Source organism: Bacillus cereus group sp. MYBK108-1, assembly GCF_051917185.1.
In the GTDB taxonomy this organism is placed as follows: domain Bacteria; phylum Bacillota; class Bacilli; order Bacillales; family Bacillaceae_G; genus Bacillus_A; species Bacillus_A cereus.
In genome coordinates, this window is the sequence record NZ_JBQAHZ010000016.1 from 81,063 (window position 1) to 102,124 (window position 21,062).

Consider the following 21,062-nt stretch of genomic DNA (forward strand, 5'->3'; position numbering starts at 1 on the left):
CTTATTCTCCTAAAAACCATTCAGGGATTTTTTCTTCTAGCTTACGAAGAGCACGTCCGCGGTGACTAATAGCATTTTTTTCATCTGAACTTAATTCCGCCATTGCTTTTTTGTATTCTTCCACATAAAAGATCGGATCGTATCCAAAGCCATTTTCTCCGCGGCGTTGTTCTAAAATAAATCCTTCACATGTCCCGTTTACAATGACAGGCTTTTTATCACCTTCAGGGAAAGCTACTGCTAATGCACAGTAGAAGCGAGCTTTACGCTTATCAAACGGTATTTCATTTAATTCTTGTAAAACTTTATCAATATTCGCTTGATCATCTTTTGGCTCTCCAGCAAAACGAGCTGAATACACGCCTGGTTTCCCGTTTAACGCATCTACAATAAGACCTGAATCATCCGCAATTACAATTGCATTCAACTGTCTACTCAAACTATCCGCTTTTAAGATCGCATTTTCTTCAAATGTTTCACCAGTTTCTTCGACTTCTTCAATATGAGGAAAATCGTGTAATGATTTCACTTCTAAATCAAATCGCTCAAATAACTCAGCAAATTCACGTACTTTCCCCATATTTTTTGTCGCTACAACAACTTGTTTCATACTTTCCACCTCTACTCTATATGAGATACGATGTCACCTAACGCTTCTTTTTGCATATCAATCAGTTGGAAAATGCCTTGTTCTGCTGCATCAAGTAATTCATTTAACTGCGCTCTACTAAACGTCGCTTCTTCTCCAGTTCCTTGCACTTCAACAAACTGACCTTTTCCAGTCATAATTACATTCATATCAACGTCTGCTTTAGAATCTTCTGCATAGTTTAAATCTAAAACAACACCTTGCTCTTCAACAATCCCTACTGACGTTGCTGCTAAATAATCTTTTACTGGAATTTTAGATACTTTTTCTGCTTGTAATAACTTCTCAAACGCTAATACCATCGCTACGTATGCACCTGTAATAGAAGCTGTTCTCGTTCCACCATCTGCTTGGATGACATCACAGTCAATCCAAACTGTTCTCTCGCCAAGCGCTTCTAAATCAACTACCGCACGTAATGCTCGTCCAATTAAGCGCTGGATTTCCATTGTACGCCCTGTTACTTTCCCTTTGCTTGACTCCCTAATCGTACGTTGTTCTGTTGCACGCGGAATCATCGCGTATTCAGCTGTTACCCATCCTTTTCCTTCTCCACGCATAAACGGTGGTACACGCTCTTCAATTGTTGCTGAGCAAATCACCTTTGTATCCCCAACTTCAATTAATACAGATCCCTCTGGATGTTTTAAATAATTCGTATGAATATGTATATGGCGTAATTCTGTTTTCTCTCTACCATCTACTCGCATAAAAATAACCTCCTCTTAATTACTACTCGTTAGTATAGCCAAATTTAAATGTATGATATGTATACAATAAAAGAAGGAGAACCCAAAAAGCAATTCTCCTTTCTTACTTAAGTATATCAAATTATTCAAGATTAAAAACTACCTGTATTCACGTTTTCTGGACGATCTACAGGTTTTATTAACTTTCCGCCCTTTTCATCTATAAGATTTGCTTTTCCATTCACTTCAATAGAAATATTTTTCACACCTTTCTTTTCTGTTAAAGATAAAACTAACGACTTCAATACGTAATTTGAGATCATATTTTTATCTGGGTTTACAAATATATTTTCATTAAAGTTTAATGTAAGATTTCCGTCTTGTAATTTCGGATTCGTAATAAGCTTAACGCCTGGATTAAAATCATTCAGGAGCGATTGATGGATCGGACCTTTTACAAGTTCATCTATAATTGCTGCATAGTCATTTTCTTTACCTTCCGCAACGCGGCGTGTGACTGGTACGTAGTATTGCTGTTTATTATTATTTTGCGCCATAAAATACAGTGTGACTGGTTTTGTATTTGTTACATCTGCTACTTGTTCATCATCGAAGTTAATACCATTTGCACGGCTCACTCCTTCACCAAGCGGTGTACCACCAACCGGCATCTTTGCCAATTTCTCACCATTTATTTGGAACTGCACTTGTTTTATCTCTGTAAATTGCGTCAACGTCCAAGCTATAGATTCAACGATTTGACGCTCTTCTTCTTTCGCATAGTTTTTCATTTCTTTAGAGAAATCAATAACTGCCGTTCCGTCCTTTTTCAAATCTAAAGTCATCGTTGTATTCGCCGGAATGACTGCACGAAACCCATTCGGTAATAAATTCGTTACCGGTCCATCTTTCACAAGGTATTCTAACGTTTGCTTCACAGTCTCATTTGCTTTCGGAGTAGGTATAGCTAACGTTTGTGGTACAACATAACCATTTTTATCAACAAGGTATAGTTCTCTGTTTACCATTTGCCCTTGCTTATCTTTTTTAGCTACTTCTTTCTTCCCACCCTCTGTATACGTAACTTGTTTTGGCGGATCAATTTGTTCAGTTGCTTTCTCTTGATTTATAAAGCCACACCCTGTTAGTAAAACAGCGCTCACAGTAGCACCAACAACCCATTTAAAAGTGGATTTAGGCATGCCATTCCCCCCTAAAATCTAAGTTTGTACTATTATGTATACGAGCTGTTTCACGTTTTAGAACAAGCTGCGCCTCTTATAAATTGAAACTTTAATCAGTAGGGGTCTTACTCCCCAGCAAATAGCAAGATAAAACAAAAACTCCTGATTTCTCAGGAGCTCACTTATATAAATTCTACTATTATTCTTTTTCTAAATGAATATGCTTCACATTTTCAATCGGTTGACCGAACCATTTTGATGCAATTTCTTTAAACAAGCCTATTTTTCCTGTTGTTAAGAAGAGATGATCGCTTTGTTCTTCTCCTTCATTCAACATTTTACTATGATATAAGATTGTACTTACTTCACGTGCTGTTTCATCACCAGAACTAATTAGTTGCACTTTATCTCCCATTACTTTTTTAATAACAGGTCCTAAAATCGGATAATGTGTACACCCTAATATAAGTGTATCAATATCGGTACTTTTCAGTGGTTGCAACGTTTCTCTTACAACTTCATACGCCATTTCACTTTCGAAATTCCCACTCTCTACAAGTTCAACGAAAGGTGGACAAGCTAAACTTTCTACCATAACACGGTTATTAATAGACTTTAACGCCTCTTCGTATGCACCACTTTTCACCGTTCCAATCGTTCCAATAATCCCAACGTGATACGTGTTTGTCACTTTTAAAGCTGTACGTGATCCTGGGTGAATAACTCCTACTACTGGAATTGGTAATTGTTTTTGCATCTCTTCTAATACAACTGCAGTTGCTGTATTACACGCAATAACTAACATTTTAATATTTAAGTCTAGTAAATGCTCTGTCATTTCCCACGTAAATTGACGTACTTCTTCTCGAGAACGTGGACCATAAGGACAACGTGCTGTATCTCCTAAATATATGATACGCTCTTTTGGCAACTGACGAATTAATTCCTTCGCTACTGTTAAACCGCCAACTCCTGAATCGATAACACCGATTGCTCTATTCAACTTCATCACCCGTTTTCTCATTCATCATCTTTTATGTTTATCATTATATTTTACACACTTTAAGTTCGCTCACTTCAAATGCTTCTGTATGAAAATTTTCATTTTCCCATGTATAGACTAGGACCTTTTTTATTTTGCTCCTTTTTTTCGTAATTTGCAAGATAGAAAAATAACCGACCTTCTATAAGAAAGTCGGTTTCTTCTATATAAAGTGCATATTCATTGCTCCATCTTTTTTTGAAAAGAAGACATTCCCATCAATAAGAAGAAATGAGCAGCAATTAAAATGACGATCAAAATAAAATTCAATCGATAACTATTTGTAGATTCCATAATTTTGCTCGCTACAGCTGGTCCAAATGCCATACCGAAAAAGTTAATTAAATTATATAAACCAAGACCGACTCCAACTTTAGCTGGATTTAATGTTTTCGGGATAAATGTGTTTAATGATACTTGAATTGCCGAATAACTCATAAATGTTAAAATAACCGCAAATAAAATAAAGAGTAAGTTCCCGTCCGGAATAATCCCTAAAATTAAAAAGCCAATGATCATAACTACAGAAGCTACATACATCATCTTCACATTCCCAAACGAAGGAATAATCTTTCCGGTAATAAAACTAGATACAATACCAAAGAGAGATGCAATAAACAATACAATTCCAATAACGAATGGAGACAATCCATGTCCTCTTCCTAACAGTAATGGTAATAATAATAAACTAGCACATAACGCCACATTAATGATAAATCCGACCGCTATTAAACGAAGTAATGGTTTATTTGTAAATAACTCAATATCAATAAACGGCGACTCTGTTCTCTTCATATGAGCCTTAAATAAAAATAGAAAAACAACAGATAACACAAAAAGCCAACTATTAATATTAACTCCTAATAAAATGGTCGTAATCAATACAAATAATAAAACTGCTCCAATGAAATCAAAGCGAAACACTTCATCTGTATGTCGCGCCTCTTCTGGCATAAATTTTACGAGTAAGAAAATACCAATCATTGAAATAACCATAAATAAAAATAAATACGGCCACCCTAACGTATTTGTAATTGCCCCACCTACTAAAGGTCCAATACCAACCGCTAATGCAATAGAAGAACTAATCATTGCTAACGCACCTGGTTTTTTAGCTGGAGCAACTAATTTCGCCACCGCAATCATACTAAGCGCAATAAACGCTGCTCCCCCGCTCGCCTGCACTAACCTTGCGAAAATGATAATTTCATAAGATTGATTCACAAATCCAACAATAGAACCAGCTACAAATATGATAATAGAAATAATTAATAGTCTTTTTACACTGTAACGATCAGCCAGCTTTCCATATATTATCGAACCAATACCGACAACTAAGGAATACCCTACTACAACCCAGCTTACTTTCGATTGACTAATTGATAAATCATTGGCAATATCCTCTAGCGCTACATTAAATAACACAGCGTTCATCGGTCCTAACAAAACAATAAAACATAATGTAAAAACAAACCATTTCGAATGGTTTCTTATATCTTTCCCCATGTGTAACACTCTCCTGATTGCAATTTTAAAACTGGCAAACTATAGATAAAAAAATGAACTTATTTAAATGTTGTATCACCACTAAACAACTTCATTAAATGTGTAAAAGTTGCTAATTTATCGCGCGATAAATTGAAACTTTAATCAGTGAGGTTTGTGTTCATCCCCCACTGATTATTATCCCTCACCAATCGGGCTTTTACGGGCAGTTGATCTCCCACCTAACTTCTTTGCTTCCGCTGAATTTTGAGATGGGGGTCTTACTGCCCGTTAATGCGGGGTAAATTGAATTCGAAACGAAACACGTATGTTGTTCGATATTCATGGAACTATCATAGTTTCAGCATTACAGTTTGTCAACGAAAAATATACAAAGTAAACTAATTAAGCCTTTTTAGTTTACTTTGTTCAAAAGTTATTATACACTAATTTCGAAGCCGATATAAGGAGGACTGGCATGATTATTCAAATTTACATTTTTTAACTTAATAAAATGAAACGCATACAGAACTTTTATATAGAAGAGACATTATAGGAGGATTATGATGAAGAGAAAAATGTTAGTTGTATTAACAAGCGTAGAAAAATACCCAAATTTAAATAGGGCTACCGGACTTTGGCTTGGTGAAGCTGTACATTTCGTAAAAAAAGTTGAAGAAGCGGGTTACGAAGTTGATTACGTCAGTCCACAAGGCGGTTATACACCAATTGATCCACATAGTTTAGCAATGGCGGAGAGTATCGATTGGGAATGGTATCAAAAGAAAGAGTTTATGAATCGCCTCGGTTCTACAATGAAACCAAGTGAAGTGAATCCAGAAGACTACGCTGTTATTTATTACGCAGGTGGCCACGGGGTTATTTGGGACTTCCCAGAAAATAAAGAACTTCAAAATATTAGCCGCAATATTTATGAAAACGGCGGAATTGTTTCTTCGGTTTGTCATGGAGCTGCTGGTTTATTTCATATTACATTAAGCAATGGGGATCGTTTAATTAGCGGTAAGAAGGTAACAGGCTTTTCAAATGAAGAAGAAAAATTAGCTGAATTAGATCAATTCGTTCCATTTTTAACAGAAGATGAACTCATTAAAAATGGAGGACTTTACGAAAAAGCCGCGCAACCGTGGGAAGCTTATGCTCTAGAAGATAATCGTGTTATCACTGGTCAAAACCCAGCTTCAGGTGGTCTAGTCGCCAAATTAGTATTAAAACAGTTGCAAAAATAATATGTACTAAAAAAGCAGATTCTCCTCTATTAAGGGAGATCTGCTTTTTTTACGAAATCATTTGCAAAATAGCAATAACTTCTTTTTCAATTTCAGAATCATCAATTGCTTCTATATACTCTGGTTTAAAAAGTTGATACTTCTTTAATTGATAAAAATCAAGTATCGCTTTCTTTAACGTAATATCGTACTGAATACAAAAAGAATGATCTATAATACGTCTTAACATCACATCATCTTGTACCATAAATAATTGTGCATTCATTTTATTAAAATAACCTTGTTCCATACCCGCTTCAAAAAACATTTGCAAATTATGGTTACGATTTTGTTGGGCAGCGACTAATTGATCCGACAAATGCGGATATGCTTCTTTCAAATCTTGCAAAAAAACATCCGAAATATATGTCACACATTTTAAAGAATGGATAAACGTCTTTTGGAAACGTTCTGTAAATGACATACTTTCATCTTGATTATCCGCATCACCTTCGAGTAGATAGTTCATGAAATCCTCTACTACCGCCTCAATAATTTCATCTTTCGAAGAAAAACGTTTATATAAAGTAGCTTTACTAATATCCATATATTTCGCAATTTCATCTATTTTCAATTGGCTAAAACTTGTCTTTCTAATAATGGGCTTTATTTTATTAATATAAGTATTTGCACATGCGACTTTTCTCATTTAAAAGAACCTCCCCTTTTGTCCATACAAAATAGTATAGCAAATTCACGAATGATTATAAATGAAGTTATTATACTCACTATGCCTTTTTAGTTTATTACATTTTCATATACTATACATAAAAAACTATAATCAATTATTACCAACTGGACGGTTACAAACCAATTTCGAGGCGGGAATTTTAGAATACAGTGAAACTTTAATCAGTGGGGGGGCGTTCATCCCCACTGATTATTAGCTCTCACCAATCGGGGGTCCTACTGCCCGGCAAATAGAGGGATAAAAATACCCACTACCTTTGTTAGTAGCGGGTATTTTTTCTATAATTTATTTACAACCCTTTTTATAGCCTTACCTATTTCCACGCTAGACTGTGGATTTTGTCCTGTAATTAAATGACCATCTACTACTACATGCGGCGTAAAATTGGGGGCTACATAAAACAAAGCTCCTTCTTCTTTCAACTTACTTTCTAGCAAAAACGGAACGCGCTTTTCTAAATGTACAGCTCTTTCTTCATCGTTTGTATAACCTGTTATACGCTTACCCGCAACAAAAAACGAGCCATCCTTATTTTTCACACCGACTAAAGAGCTTACTCCGTGACAAACAGCCGCTACAATCCGGTTATTGTTATACATATTCTCAATCAAATTTGCTACATATGGATTACCTGGAAAATCTACAATCGCCCCGTGCCCACCACCAAATAAAACCGCATCATAATCCGAAAAATGAACATTTGAAATCGGCCTCGTATTTTGCAATAAAAAAGCTACATGCTTGAATTCGCGAGGTATACCATTCGGAATAGACACTCTATCTATAGGTACTCTCCCGCCTTTTATTGACACAATATCAACATCAAACTTAGCCTTTTTTAATACATGATAAGGAGCTGCGAGCTCTTCAAGCCACAAACCAGTCGGGTGTCCATTCATATCATGAGCACTTGTTGAAACTAACAGTATCCTTTTCAACATATCCCCTCCTTATTACCTATTTATGTATGAAACGTTTTTATCATTCATATAGCAAGTGAAGCAAACAAAAAAATAGCCGACTTTTATATAAAAGTCGGCTGCTTTCTTATAATTCGAGCTCTCCCATACGAAGAAGCTCCACAACTGCTTGTGAACGTCCTTTAACCCCTAGCTTTTGCATTGCGTTTGAGATGTGGTTGCGAACTGTCTTTTCACTTATAAAAAGTTCACCTGCAATTTCCTTCGTTGTTTTATCTTGAACCAGCAATTCAAATACTTCTCTCTCTCTCTTTGTGAGTAAAGGTTTAGATTGATACGCTTTTTCCTTCAACTGGTATAACCCTCCTTGCTTAAGCCAGAGCTGTGTATGTGTAAGTTGGGTGTTTATTTAGTCAAGATATTGTATGAACGAAATGTGCAGGTGGTGAATGAAAATGGGCTTTATTTCCTATGTTATTTTAGACTTTTATACAGTGCGTACACTCTTTTTATCCACTTACTTTCCAACGCGCCATATTTGTTCTAGCAATATACTTACAACCGTACCTACAAATAAGCCATTACCGAATATATATTGCATAACAGACGGCAAGGATTGGAGTGCTCCAGACGGTAAAAACATAACGCCGCTGCCAAATAATACTGCAACGCCTAAAATCGTTACATTCCTTTCACTCATCGGCACTTGTTTTATATTATTAAATCCAATTCCAATTAACTGTACGAACGAAGCCATTAAAACAGCCGATGCGACAGCTGATGGTAAAGATGCTAAGTAACGAATAATACTTGGAAAAAGAGACATTACGACTAGTAACGCACATGCCATTAAGAACGATCGGATATATTTTTGTTTTGTTAAACGTATAAATCCTGCCGTTGCTGGTAACGGAACGACACCTACAGTTGAAAATACAGAAGAGATGATATGCGAAATCCCCCCAACCCATGTTCCATCTTTCAACTGTTTTTGTTCAATAGTCGCTTTATGAATAGTTGCTTGATTAATTGCTATAATAGCTGCCACCGTATTCGAAACTAAAATACATACCATAACAAAACTTGATACAGCCATACCTGTATTCCATTTTGGAAGTCCCCAAGCAAATATATGTGGAAGTTGCACAAAATGAGTTACTTGAGATGGGATTGTCACTTTTCCTGCAATGAGAAAAATAATCCACCCACTAATTAATCCTATTAAAACTGCATAACTTTTGACAAAGCCTTTTCCAAAATTAGATAGTATAATAACGAACAGAAATATACTAAACGCGATCATTGCTGTAAATCCGTCGATTTGAGAAATAGTAGCTGTAATTCCTAACATTCCTTTTAAAAATACACCACTTAATTGTAAACATAATAAAAGTAAAAACGTCCCTGTCACAAGCGGCGTAAATAAAAATAAAATACGTCCTATAAAACCAGTTACTCCTAATCCTATTAAAATAATACCGGAGATTATCATTCCTAATTCTAAAATTTGCAGTGTACTATGTAATTGATCTTGTCCGGCCGTTGCATAAGCAAGTACGGTAAATACACCAACCCAAGATCCAGCCGGCCCATCCGCAATTGGTAGTCTATGCCCAAGCCATCCTTGTAAAAAAGAAGATATACCAACTACAAAAAACGTACGCTGCATTAAATAAAATATTTCTTCCGTCGTAAGATGAAATAATCCGCCAACGACAATTGGTAGTGCGATTGAATTTGCTAATAAAAATATAAACCATTGCAAAGTTCCCATAATATGATTTTGGTTATGTTGATTGTCCAATTTTTTCATCCCTTCTAGCTTTCCTATAAAAATATATTGTAAGAATAAAAAAGAAGAGTTCTATACTCACCATTAGAACCCTCCTCAAAATATTTAAACGATTCTTCTACACAAGATTATTTAATTCCACCTCATTTAAACTTCCAACAACAATATTTCCTTTATACACGACTAAACGTTTTTCTGTTTGACGCGCTACTGCTTCAGCAGCGCATGTCGCATTCGTCAAAACAAAGCTCGCTTCATCCCCTACATTCGGCCATACTCGCTTCCCTTCCTTATTTAACGTTTCTTTTCCTCCTGTAATAAAGCGGAGTGCTTTTCCTAAAGACCTTTCGTCACTCCACCCAAAACGCTCTGCTAATCGATTCGCCTTTTGAAGCATATCACCTGTTCCAAACGGTGACCAATGATCTGTAATGCTATCATTGCCTAATGAAACCGTAACACCTTTTTTATCTAATAACGGAATTGGGATTACTTGTTTACCAATTGGCACTGTTGAAGTAATATCAATATTTACATTTGCGAGTCTTTCTGCCACTTCTTCAGCCTCTTTATCAGTAACACCACCAAGTCCAAGTGCATGACTAATCGTTACACGGCCTTGCCATCCTGCTTCTTCTGTTAAACTTGCCAATCTCTTCATCGTAAACGTTCCAAGATTATTCGCATCGTGCAAATGAATATCAACATCCGCATTAAATTCTACTGCGATATCCATAATTGTATGTAATGACTTTTCAATGTCATTATCCACTGTAGCTGGATCTACTCCTCCGACTAGATGAGCACCCATACGCATCGCATCTTTCACGAGTTGCACAGAATTACTGCGCAATAATCCATGTTGCGGAAACGCAACAATTCTACTAGATACTCGATTTTTATATGTTTCTAATGCCGCTAACGTCGCCTCCAAATTACTAAGCCCAATAATTGGATCAACATTACAATGCGTTCTAATATTCGTTGCACCATTTTGCAGTAGTAACTCTAGCATATTTTCCGCTCTATTTTGAGCAGTCGCTAATTGCTTTGGTAAAATTTTTTCTTCTTCATTAAAACGTGTAAAAATACTTTCTGCTGGCATACAAGCTTTCCATGGACCACTATAATATGTTTTATCAATGTGAATGTGCATCTCTTTGAAAGCTGGCAACATTAATAAGTTCTTAGCATCAAAAGTTACTATATCTTCCTCTTGAACAATCCCTTTTATAATTTTTTTAATTCGACCATCTTCAATAAGTAAACTGCATAATTCTGTTTCTGTTTGTGAAATTCTCTCTTCTTCATATGTATATCCTGATTCAAGCATTACGTTAGTCAACCAATATACTGTCATCTCTATTTCCCCACCCTTTATTAAAAATCACCTCATAACTACAAGTTTAATATCCACTGAAAATTAAGACAATTAATACGATCGCTTCTCACAAAAAAATGTAATACAACCCCATAGTCTTCTCATAAATTTCCATATAGAATAAAAGTATGCAGTTTGATATAAAAAGGAGTTGATTGGAATATGTCAAAAAGGTTATGTAAATCCGAAACTGATAAAATGCTATTTGGTATATGTGGTGGTTTAGGAGAATATTTTGATATTAGCTCTACTCTTATTCGTATCATTTGGGTTATTGCTGTTTTATGTTTTGGGACAGGATTTTTAGTTTATTTCATTTGTTTATTACTTATGCCACGTTCGTACTAACGGCATTATTTCACATACTTAAGAAGAGCAAATCACCTATAGAATCCTATAGGTGATTTTTTCATGAAGAATATTTCATCGTTAAATGTAATACCGCCACTTCTTCTTCTTCATTTTTATAAATATGCTTCTTATTCGCTTCAAATTGAATGGAATCAAACTCATTTAATTCGTATACGTCGCTTTCTACTTGAATCGATACTTTCCCTTTCATTACTGTTACAAGCTCAATAGCACCTTCATGATGAGCTTCTGGCTCATATATACTATTTGATCGTAAACAAGCACGGTGCATTTCCATCCCTGTTTCTTTCGTATAACGGAACATCGTTTCTAAATGCCACACTTGTCCTTCATCTACTGCAAATCCTTCTCCACAGCGCGCAACAGCTACAGGTTCTCCAACAACCATTAATCTGGATAAAGGAATTGATAACCCTTTCGTTATTTTCCAAATGACAGCTAGTGTCGGATTTGTTTCCCCTCTTTCGATCTTTCCTAATGTTAATTTACTAACTCCTGTTTTATGGGCTAATTCTTCTAAACTTAATTTCTGTTCATTTCGAATTTGTCTCAATAACTGTCCAACTTGTTGAATGACTTCTTTCGTTTGCATATCTTCATTTTCTTTCATATATAAAACCACCTCAAAGTATAAAATAGTTTACTTTTAACAATTAAAAGTATATCATACTATACATAATTATTTATTTTCGAAAGGAGTGCTATACTTCATGCGCGCAATTTTATTAGGTCTTTTATCATCGGCCTTTTTTTCTGCAACCTTTATTATTAATAGAGCAATGAATGTATCTGGAACGAGCTGGGCTTGGACAGCTTCCTTCCGTTTTTTATTTGCTCTTCCTATTTTATTCCTTATCGTTTTATTTCGCAAAAACTTTAGGGGATTATGGGAAGAGTTAAAAAAACATCCATTGGCATGGATCGGATGGGGTTCTGTTGCCGGTATTGGTTTTTATTCTTTATTAAGTTTCTCAGCTGTCTTTTCTCCAGCTTGGCTCGTTGCTGGAACTTGGCAAGTTACGATTTTAGCTGGTTTACTACTATCACCACTATTTTTCGTGAAAATAGAAACAAAATCAGGTACGAAACTTGTACGCGGAAAAATTCCACTTCGTAGCTTATATGTTGCATTATTTATTTTACTTGGTGTAATTTGTATGCAAGCAACTGCCGCAGGCCATATTACAATGACTCAGTTCATTTCAGGTTTTTTACCTGTCGTATTAGCCGCTTTCTTATATCCGTTCGGTAACCGAAAAATGATGGAGCTTGTTGGTGGACGCCTTGATACGTTCCAACGTGTATTAGGAATGGCAATTGGAAGTCTTCCTATAACAATCTTGCTTGGTATATACGGATTTTCTACTACTGGCATTCCAACATCCAACCAAATGCTTCAAGGATTTTTGTTAGCATTATGTTCCGGCGTTATTGCAACGATGACATTTTTCTTTGCTACTGACTTAGCAAAAGATAACCTCGCTCTACTTGGAGCTGTTGAAGCAACACAAGCTGGAACGATGGTCTTTACCGTACTTGGAGAAATCATTTTCTTAAATGGTTCACTCCCTGGAGGACTTTCTCTCATCGGAATGATTATTATCATGTTAGGAATGGTTGCAAATAGTATTTTAAACCGTTCTGTTCCAGTCGTTAAACAGAAAAAATCGGCATAAAAAAAGGGTATGGTTCTATAGAGATGAACCATACTCTTTTTTATTGTCCCCCTATTTCGCCTTATCAGAATAGTATTTCATTGGCTGTTTATACTAAAACTTATGTTATAATACGTTTCATGCGCATTAATAGGAGGTAAATTATGTTAAAAAAAGCAATCGCTGAATTTATTGGTACATTTGTACTTGTATTATTCGGAACTGGAGTAGCTGTCACTGGCGGCGGAATTGAAGGAATTGGAACATTAGGAATCGCTATGGCTTTCGGCTTATCTATTGTAGCTATGGCATATAGCATCGGAACAATTTCTGGATGTCACATTAACCCAGCAGTATCAGTAGCTATGTTCATCAACAAACGAATGAACGCTATGGAACTTTGTTATTATGTATTAGCTCAAATTTTAGGTGGTTTATTAGGAACTGCAACGTTAGTAACAATTTTAAAATCTGCTAAAACACCTTTAGATAATTTAGGACAAAATGGTTTCGGAACTCTTGGTTTATCTGGAGCATTTTTAGTTGAGTTCATTTTAACTTTCGTATTTATTTTAGTTATCGTTGCTGTAACAGGTAAAAAAGGAAGTTCTTCTTTAGCTGGACTAGTAATTGGTTTCACATTAGTTTTAATTCACTTATTAGGAATTCCGTTAACTGGAACATCTGTTAACCCAGCTCGTAGTATCGCACCAGCTTTATTTGTTGGTGGAGAAGCACTTTCTCAACTATGGGTATTCATCGTAGCACCAATTCTTGGTGGTATCTTCGCAGCTATCGTAGGTAAATTCATTTTAAATACTGAAAAATAGAATTTTCAATATTTCTGAATAAAAAAATGCGAGCCCTCATTATGAGGAAGCTCGCTTTTTTTATTCTTTCATTTTAGACTTTAAATTTGTAACTAATTGATCTACCGTTACATTTGCAAGTACGTTTTCCATCGCTTCTTGCGCTTGCATTAAAATAATTTCTAATACTGATTGAATATTAGCTCCTACTGGACATTCAATGTTGGGATTTTCATGGAAGGAAAATAGTTGTCCTTCTTCTACAACTTCCACTGCTTTATATACATCAAGTAATGTAATTTCTTCTAAATCTCGAGCAAGTGTCGTACCACCTTTACCAGCTTGTACATCAACAAGTCCTGCTCTCTTCAACATTCCTGTAATGCGACGAATCACAACTGGATTTGTATTCACACTACCGGCAATCCATTCAGAGGTACAGCGAGAGTTTCGATCTATCGCAAGTAATGTCAGCATATGAACACCTACTGTAAAACGACTACTAATCCCCATCTGCACACCCTCCTTTTTATTCATTCTATTAAAAGACGACTCTTATTATTATATACTATTTTTAATTTATACATAAAGAAAAAGCATGATTTCAATAGGAAATCATGCTTTTCTCTCATTATTGACGCTTTATAAATTTCGCTAAATCTTTAAATTTCACTTTATCTGAGTAATTCATTACGCCGTTTACGTAAATGCGGCTTGTAACAGCATTTAATACTGCAATTGTCGCCAATAAGACTGCTAATGTTATCGTAATTTCTAGCATACCTGCTTCACCAGCTACAATACGTGAGAAGGTAACCATCGGTGTAAAAAATGGAACGTAAGAACTTACAACAACGATAGTACTATTCGGATCACTTAATGATTTAATACTAATAAAGAATGCAGCCATAATTAAAATCATTACCGGGAAAGATACAGCTTGTAAATCCTCCGTCTTAGATACGACAGCTCCAGCAGCAGCATACATCATCGCATAAAGTAAATATCCCGTAATGAAATAAACAAGAAACATGCTGATAACTTTTGCATCTAATTTCGTAAAGTCAATTGGAATACCAAATAGTGAGGCACTTTCTAAATCGACCCAACCTAACAAATATGGAATAAGATAACCACACGCCAATACGACAAGTTGCAATAACGCCGTTGAAACAACCGCTAAAATTTTCGCATACATCATCGTAAGAGGCTTCACTTTCGGAAGCATTACTTCCATTACACGTGACGCCTTTTCAGATGCAATATTCATTGCGATTGTATTTCCGAACGCTACAATAAACATATATAAAGCAAATGTAAAGAAATAGGCAATTCCGAAAGAAGATGTACGATCTTTTATCGCTTCTTGCTTTACTTGAATTTCTGTTTGTAATTGCTGTGCAATTTCTGGTGAAACATTATTTTTGGCAATCGTTACCATCGTATATTGTTGCTTTAAATATCCTGCCATAATTGCAGAAGTTGCTTGGCTTGGAAATCCATTATACATATATGTAATCGATGGAGCCCCACCCTTTTCCGTCACATGGAATAGACCATCTAAATCGCCTTCTTCTACTTGCTTATGCAGTTTATCAAAATCATCCTTTGAACCAATTGTTATTTTTGCTGATGGCAATAGCTTATTTAGCTCATCTTTTTGTACTTTATATGTGGAACTCTCTACTACAACTGCAATTTTATCTTTATCCTTATTTTTATCATCGCCTGAAGTAAAATGATTAAATGCAAAAATCCCAAACACAACTAAAAATAAAATCGCACTCGTAATTAATGATTTCTTAGATAAAAACGCTTCCCTAAAATAAAATGAAAATACGTGAGAAAATTTACGCATCGTTATTTCGCCCTCTCTACAAAGATTTCGTTTAACGTCGGCTCTAACATTTTGAATTGTCGTAAGCTAACACCTTGCTCTTGCAACTGTTGCAAAATCTTGAGAGCTTCCGCATCGTCTTGTACTTTCACATAAAGAAGACCTTGTTGTTTTTCATACGATACATGTATAGCTTCTAATCCCTTTTCATTCTCTACTGTATCTTCAATCGTTAAATTACGGAAACCGTATTCTTTCTTAATATCACTTAGCTGTCCTTTTACGACTGCTTCACCTTTTTTCAAAATACATACATGTTGGCAAAAAGCCTCTACTTGTTCCATACGATGACTTGATAAAATAATCGTCTTTCCGCTCTGTACTTGTTCTTCAATAATACTAGCTAACATCCCAGCATTAACTGGATCAAGGCCGCTGAATGGTTCATCTAGAATGAGAAGTTCCGGATTATGAAGAAGAGCAGCAATTAATTGGATTTTTTGCTGATTCCCTTTTGAAAGCTCTCCAGCCGTTTTAAATTTATATTCTGGTATCGCTAAACGCTCTAACCAGTGATCAATAGCGTGATCCACTTCTTTCTTCGACATTCCTTCTAATCTACCAAAATATCGCAGCTGATCTATTACTCTACTTTTTGTATATAAACCTCTTTCTTCTGGTAAATACCCAATTGTTACACCACTATTTCCAAATGCTTTTCCATCCCATGTAATCGAACCTTCATTAGGCGTTAATAATCCGAGAAGCATTTTGATTGTTGTTGTTTTCCCTGCACCATTTCGTCCAAGTAACCCTAGTACTTCACCTTTTGGTAACGAAATTTGCAAACCGTTAACTGCTTTTGATTCCCCAAATTGTTTCGTTAAGTTTTGAATTTGTAAACTCAAGTATAAAGCCTCCCCTTTAGTATCATTCGTACTCTCTTTCAAAGACTATGTTTATTCAAGACAAAATATAGCACCACGCTTCATCCTCTTATATGTAAACATCGTCATGAATCCATCATTTGTTCTATTTAGTTAAAATTGTAAATAACAAAGTTCTTTTTGTCAATTATAATTGTCATTACGACAATAAAACTTGTCAAAACAGCTATTATTATTTTGCTCATCTTTCTAATATAGGACATACTACTATATATACAAAAGACAATATGCAAATGTTCATATAAAAATATTATATTTTAATATATAATATAAAATGATTTTCTAACATCAAGGAGGATACATATGAAGATGAAGAGGGGCATTACCACTTTATTATCTGTAGCGGTTCTATCTACATCACTTGTAGCATGTTCAGGAACGCCAGAGAAAACAGTGGCGAAAGAAGAGAAAGTAAAATTAACAGAACAACAATTAATGGCTGATTTATGGTATCAAACAGCCGGTGAAACGAAAGCACTTTACTACCAAGGGTACAACATTGGTCAATTAAAGCTTGATGCAATTCTTGCAAAAGGGACAGAGAAAAAACCTGCTATCGTGCTTGATTTAGACGAAACTGTTTTAGATAACAGTCCTCATCAGGCAATGAGCGTAAAAACAGGCAAAGGCTATCCTTACAAATGGGATGATTGGATTAACAAAGCTGAGGCTGAAGCCCTTCCAGGCGCAATTGATTTCTTAAAATATACAGAGTCTAAAGGTGTAGATATTTACTACATCTCAAATCGTAAAACGAATCAACTAGATGCAACAATTAAAAATCTTGAGCGTGTAGGTGCTCCTCAAGCAACGAAAGAACATATATTACTACAAGATCCGAAAGAAAAAGGAAAAGAAAAACGCCGTGAACTCGTTTCTCAAACCCATGATATTGTCTTATTCTTCGGTGATAACTTATCTGATTTCACAGGTTTTGATGGAAAATCTGTAAAAGATCGTAACCAAACAGTAGCAGATTCAAAAGCACAATTTGGTGAGAAATTCATTATTTTCCCGAATCCAATGTATGGCGATTGGGAAGGCGCTTTATATGATTATGATTTCAAAAAATCAGATGCAGAAAAAGATAAAATCCGTCGCGACAACTTAAAATCATTTGATGTAAAATAAAAGAGGATGGCATTCGCCATCCTCTTTTATTTTACTTTCTCTGTTAAAGGCAAGATAAATACTTCCACACGTCTATTCTTTGCCTTTCCTTCTTGTGTATCGTTTGGAGCAATTGAACGGTATTCTCCGTATCCAATCGCACTAAATTTTTCTGGTTGTAATTCTTTATTTTGCAGTAATACTTGCATAAAATTAACTGCCCGCTGCGTACTTAATTCCCAATTCGACGCAAACTGCGCATTGGCAATAGGGACATTATCCGTATGACCCGATACTGTAATTTCACGAGGTGACGCTGAAACAAGTAAGCTAGACATCTCTTTTGCAATCCCTAAAGATTCTAATTTCACATCTGCTTTCCCCGAATCAAACAGTATATTTTCTAATATTGTCACCATTAATCCCTTTTCAGTTAATTTAGTTTGAAAAGAAGAAGATAATTGTTTTTCATTAATATATTGATCAATCTTTTTTTGTAATGCTTTCAATTCATCCATCTCTTTTTTTTCTTTAGCTCTAGCTTCTTCTTGTTTTTTTGCTTGTTCTGCCTCAAGGCTACTTGCTGATAATTCTTTTTCATCATTTGGCTTTTGATCACTTAAAAATTCTTTGTTACCTGTTCCCCCAGCTAATTCACTTCGAAAAGCAACTGCCATCTGTTTAAACTTCGCAGCATCTATACTACTCATTGCGAATAAAACGATAAACAATGCAAATAACAACGTTAACATATCAGAATATGGGATTAACCACGTTTCATCGATATGCTCATCATGTTTTTTCTTTTTGCCTCTTCTATTTTTCTTACTCCGCATTTTTTTCTGCTCCTTTTTCTAGCTTTTTACGCTCAGTTGCAGAAAGTGCACCTAAAATGCGGTTCTTCATAATAAACGGATATGTACCTTCTTGTAACATTAATAAACAATCAATGATTAAACGTTTTTTCTCAATTTCAGCTGAAGATTTTTGCTTTAACTTATTTGCAAATGGATGCCATAATACATAACCTGAAAAAATACCAAAAATCGTTGCAATAAACGCACCCGAAATAGCATGACCTAACTTTTCAATATCAGTTAAGTTACCAAGCGCAGCTACAAGACCGATAACAGCACCTAAAACTCCTAATGTCGGTGCATACGTACCAGCTTGCGAAAAAATAGCAGCTCCCTTTGCATGTCTTTCTTCAATTGCTTCTAATTCAGATTCCAAAATCTGCTCTAAATCTTCTGCGGATACGCCATCAATCACAAATTTCATACCGCGCAAAAGAAATTCATCTTGAATTTTGTCTAATTGTTGCTCTAAAGACAAAATACCGTATTTTCTACTTTCAGATGTCCAATGAACAAATAATTCTAGCAACTGTTCATAACTTAAATCCTTTTTATTTGAACCAAAAAGAACTTTAAATAGTTTTGGAACCCTTTTTAGTTGATTCATCGGAAATGCAATACATACTGCAGCAAATGTACCGATAAAAATAATTAATGCTGCGGCAGGATTTAATAAGGCTGTTACGTCAGCGCCCTTGACGACCATCCCTACTACCACTGCTACAAATCCTAAAATAAGTCCAATAATTGTTGCAAAATCCATTCCCATTCACTCCTAGTCTATACAAGAAGTTCTTTATTCTCGATAATCGCTACATCTTCTTATGTATATATATTACATAAAAAATGCAAATCATGAAAGATAAGAAATGAATTATATAAAAAAATACTACAAATTCACACATTTTCTGACATTTTCTTTGCATTTCTATTACGTTATGACTCTTATATTCCTTTTCCAACAAACTAGATTTATAATAAAAAAAACAATACACATTTTATGAAGAAGGGACTGTGATTACAAGGCATCATGAAAAAGATAATAATTATTTCTGCCACTACTATTGTAATCGGGATCACATCTTTCGCTTACTTTGGTTCTAAAACACCACTACATAATGAAGCAAAAGCTGTCGAAAGTCAAAAGCATAATAACCATAAAAAAGAAGAGATTCCTGCTTTTCCAAAAGCTGATCATAATGCAAAGAAAATAGACAATGACTTTTCAGTTGTAACAAATCCAAAATCTAATCTTGTCTTAATTAATAAACATCGAAAACTACCAGATGGATACATTCCTGAAGACTTAACGAGACCAAATGTACCATTTATTAGTCCAAAAGATAAAGAAAAAACATTGCTGCGCAAAGATGCTGCCGAGGCACTTGAAAACATGTTCAAAGCTGCGAAAAAAGAAGGGCTTGATCTTACAGCTGTATCTGGTTATCGTTCATACAAACGCCAAAAATCGTTGCATGATACATACGTTAGACGTCAAGGAAAAGCCGAAGCTAATTCGGTAAGCGCAATTCCTGGTACAAGTGAACACCAAACGGGTTTAGCAATGGATATTAGTTCAAAATCAGCTAAATTTCAATTAGAGCCTATCTTCGGAGAGACAGCAGAAGGAAAATGGGTCGCGGAACATGCTCATGAATTCGGCTTTGTCATTCGTTACTTAGAAGATAAAACAGATACAACAGAATATGCCTATGAACCATGGCACTTACGCTACGTTGGTAATCCATACGCTACATACCTATATAAACATCACTTAACATTAGAAGAAGCGATGGAAGACAAAAAATAAGAGAGCAAATTGCTCTCTTATTTTTCTTTCACTCTATTATTGTAGTAATTTCTTCTTCCATTCTTCAGGCCATGGTTCGCCTCTTCCTGTTTTTTTCGAAGCTTGAACCATCATTCCGCGACCTACTAAACAAACCTCTCCTGCTGCATTTTTCACCATATAATGTAAATCTAAAGAAGAATTCCCGACCGATCCTGCCTTTACATACACCTTCAGCTGTTCATCAAAATATATTTGCTTAATAAAATTACATTGTAAATCCGCAACAACGATCATCGTTTCTGATGATGCATGTGTCCACTCTTGCATAAATCCAAGTTCTTTAAACAACGCAATACGAGCTTCTTCAAAATAAGTAAAAGCAACGACATTATTTACATGTCCAAACATATCTACTTCACCAAAACGAACCTTTACAGGGTTGTAAAACGAAAAACCACTTTCCCATTGCTCAAAGTCTTCAATATAAAAAATCCTCTTCATTGTTATCTCTCCTTTTCACCTTGAAATAAACAGAATAAACAGAAAAATAAAGTTATAAAT

At 35.3% G+C, this 21,062-nt stretch carries 23 protein-coding genes; 6 read left to right on the plus strand and 17 right to left on the minus strand.

Features of this window, described 5'->3' with window-relative positions; genetic code table 11:
• Window position 1: 1 nt before the first annotated feature.
• From ACTFSL_RS20305 to ACTFSL_RS20325, 5 genes are all read right to left on the minus strand, one after another.
• Complete coding sequence (locus ACTFSL_RS20305) at window positions 2–610, minus strand: XTP/dITP diphosphatase (RefSeq protein ID WP_000815939.1); 609 nt, start codon at window positions 608–610, stop codon at window positions 2–4.
• A gap of 11 nt (window positions 611–621) precedes the next feature.
• A complete protein-coding gene (gene rph / locus ACTFSL_RS20310; RefSeq protein ID WP_001261765.1) occupies window positions 622–1,359 on the minus strand; it encodes a ribonuclease PH in 738 nt (245 codons plus the stop codon).
• Window positions 1,360–1,490: 131 nt separating this feature from the next.
• Window positions 1,491–2,540, minus strand: coding sequence for a spore germination protein GerM (gene gerM, locus ACTFSL_RS20315; protein ID WP_001126746.1), 1,050 nt, complete (start codon window positions 2,538–2,540; stop codon window positions 1,491–1,493).
• A gap of 181 nt (window positions 2,541–2,721) precedes the next feature.
• The gene (gene racE, locus ACTFSL_RS20320) at window positions 2,722–3,531 is read right to left on the minus strand and encodes a glutamate racemase (protein ID WP_000774005.1); all 810 of its coding nucleotides are present in this window, start codon (window positions 3,529–3,531) and stop codon (window positions 2,722–2,724) included.
• 213 nt (window positions 3,532–3,744) lie between these two features.
• Complete coding sequence (locus ACTFSL_RS20325) at window positions 3,745–5,070, minus strand: MFS transporter (protein WP_000513857.1); 1,326 nt, start codon at window positions 5,068–5,070, stop codon at window positions 3,745–3,747.
• A 545-nt stretch (window positions 5,071–5,615) separates the two neighbouring features.
• Between ACTFSL_RS20325 and ACTFSL_RS20330 the strand changes: the two genes are divergently transcribed.
• Window positions 5,616–6,299 (plus strand): type 1 glutamine amidotransferase domain-containing protein, encoded by a 684-nt coding sequence (locus ACTFSL_RS20330; RefSeq protein ID WP_440042277.1) that lies wholly within the window; start codon window positions 5,616–5,618, stop codon window positions 6,297–6,299.
• A gap of 49 nt (window positions 6,300–6,348) precedes the next feature.
• Here the strand turns inward: ACTFSL_RS20330 and ACTFSL_RS20335 are convergent, their stop codons facing one another.
• The 5 genes from ACTFSL_RS20335 to ACTFSL_RS20355 all read right to left on the minus strand — a co-directional run bounded on the left by ACTFSL_RS20335 (window position 6,349) and on the right by ACTFSL_RS20355 (window position 11,101).
• Complete coding sequence (locus ACTFSL_RS20335) at window positions 6,349–6,987, minus strand: TetR/AcrR family transcriptional regulator (protein ID WP_001233006.1); 639 nt, start codon at window positions 6,985–6,987, stop codon at window positions 6,349–6,351.
• Between the two features lie 320 nt (window positions 6,988–7,307).
• Entirely contained in the window at window positions 7,308–7,970 is a 663-nt protein-coding gene (locus ACTFSL_RS20340; protein WP_440042278.1) for a type 1 glutamine amidotransferase domain-containing protein, read from the minus strand.
• Window positions 7,971–8,076: 106 nt separating this feature from the next.
• Window positions 8,077–8,301 (minus strand): spore germination transcription factor GerE, encoded by a 225-nt coding sequence (gene gerE / locus ACTFSL_RS20345; RefSeq protein ID WP_000659484.1) that lies wholly within the window; start codon window positions 8,299–8,301, stop codon window positions 8,077–8,079.
• Window positions 8,302–8,466: 165 nt separating this feature from the next.
• Complete coding sequence (locus tag ACTFSL_RS20350; RefSeq protein ID WP_000732140.1) at window positions 8,467–9,762, minus strand: purine/pyrimidine permease; 1,296 nt, start codon at window positions 9,760–9,762, stop codon at window positions 8,467–8,469.
• 97 nt (window positions 9,763–9,859) lie between these two features.
• Entirely contained in the window at window positions 9,860–11,101 is a 1,242-nt protein-coding gene (locus ACTFSL_RS20355) for an amidohydrolase family protein (protein ID WP_440042279.1), read from the minus strand.
• Between the two features lie 183 nt (window positions 11,102–11,284).
• On the opposite strand from ACTFSL_RS20355, the gene ACTFSL_RS20360 reads away from it, so the two are divergent.
• Window positions 11,285–11,470, plus strand: a complete 186-nt coding sequence (locus tag ACTFSL_RS20360; protein WP_000044334.1) for a PspC domain-containing protein — start codon at window positions 11,285–11,287, stop codon at window positions 11,468–11,470.
• Between the two features lie 61 nt (window positions 11,471–11,531).
• Here ACTFSL_RS20360 and ACTFSL_RS20365 read toward each other — a convergent pair whose 3' ends face one another.
• Window positions 11,532–12,104: a helix-turn-helix domain-containing protein gene (locus ACTFSL_RS20365; protein ID WP_440042280.1), complete on the minus strand. Its 573-nt coding sequence runs from the start codon at window positions 12,102–12,104 to the stop codon at window positions 11,532–11,534.
• A 100-nt stretch (window positions 12,105–12,204) separates the two neighbouring features.
• Between ACTFSL_RS20365 and ACTFSL_RS20370 the strand changes: the two genes are divergently transcribed.
• Window positions 12,205–13,170, plus strand: coding sequence for a DMT family transporter (locus tag ACTFSL_RS20370; RefSeq protein ID WP_001201636.1), 966 nt, complete (start codon window positions 12,205–12,207; stop codon window positions 13,168–13,170).
• A 143-nt stretch (window positions 13,171–13,313) separates the two neighbouring features.
• A complete protein-coding gene (locus ACTFSL_RS20375; RefSeq protein ID WP_000913213.1) occupies window positions 13,314–13,979 on the plus strand; it encodes an aquaporin in 666 nt (221 codons plus the stop codon).
• A 60-nt stretch (window positions 13,980–14,039) separates the two neighbouring features.
• Here the strand turns inward: ACTFSL_RS20375 and ACTFSL_RS20380 are convergent, their stop codons facing one another.
• The 3 genes from ACTFSL_RS20380 to ACTFSL_RS20390 form a co-directional block, all read right to left on the minus strand.
• A complete protein-coding gene (locus ACTFSL_RS20380; protein ID WP_000512998.1) occupies window positions 14,040–14,471 on the minus strand; it encodes an Rrf2 family transcriptional regulator in 432 nt (143 codons plus the stop codon).
• A 118-nt stretch (window positions 14,472–14,589) separates the two neighbouring features.
• Window positions 14,590–15,816: an ABC transporter permease gene (locus tag ACTFSL_RS20385; RefSeq protein WP_001224982.1), complete on the minus strand. Its 1,227-nt coding sequence runs from the start codon at window positions 15,814–15,816 to the stop codon at window positions 14,590–14,592.
• Between the two features lie 2 nt (window positions 15,817–15,818).
• Window positions 15,819–16,703, minus strand: a complete 885-nt coding sequence (locus ACTFSL_RS20390) for an ABC transporter ATP-binding protein (RefSeq protein ID WP_000058117.1) — start codon at window positions 16,701–16,703, stop codon at window positions 15,819–15,821.
• Window positions 16,704–17,045: 342 nt separating this feature from the next.
• Here ACTFSL_RS20390 and ACTFSL_RS20395 point away from each other — a divergent pair, with 342 nt between their 5' ends.
• The gene (locus ACTFSL_RS20395) at window positions 17,046–17,873 is read left to right on the plus strand and encodes a 5'-nucleotidase, lipoprotein e(P4) family (protein ID WP_000782767.1); all 828 of its coding nucleotides are present in this window, start codon (window positions 17,046–17,048) and stop codon (window positions 17,871–17,873) included.
• 26 nt (window positions 17,874–17,899) lie between these two features.
• Here the strand turns inward: ACTFSL_RS20395 and motB are convergent, their stop codons facing one another.
• On the minus strand, window positions 17,900–18,688 hold the full coding sequence (gene motB / locus ACTFSL_RS20400; RefSeq protein WP_001256734.1) for a flagellar motor protein MotB: 789 nt from the start codon (window positions 18,686–18,688) through the stop codon (window positions 17,900–17,902).
• Window positions 18,678–19,472, minus strand: a complete 795-nt coding sequence (gene motA / locus ACTFSL_RS20405; RefSeq protein ID WP_000344859.1) for a flagellar motor stator protein MotA — start codon at window positions 19,470–19,472, stop codon at window positions 18,678–18,680. Before motA ends, motB begins: the two co-directional genes overlap by 11 nt.
• A 267-nt stretch (window positions 19,473–19,739) precedes the next feature.
• Between motA and ACTFSL_RS20410 the strand changes: the two genes are divergently transcribed.
• The gene (locus tag ACTFSL_RS20410) at window positions 19,740–20,519 is read left to right on the plus strand and encodes a M15 family metallopeptidase (protein ID WP_000720201.1); all 780 of its coding nucleotides are present in this window, start codon (window positions 19,740–19,742) and stop codon (window positions 20,517–20,519) included.
• Between the two features lie 36 nt (window positions 20,520–20,555).
• Here ACTFSL_RS20410 and ACTFSL_RS20415 read toward each other — a convergent pair whose 3' ends face one another.
• Window positions 20,556–21,002, minus strand: coding sequence for an acyl-CoA thioesterase (locus tag ACTFSL_RS20415; RefSeq protein WP_440042282.1), 447 nt, complete (start codon window positions 21,000–21,002; stop codon window positions 20,556–20,558).
• Window positions 21,003–21,062 lie beyond the last annotated feature (60 nt).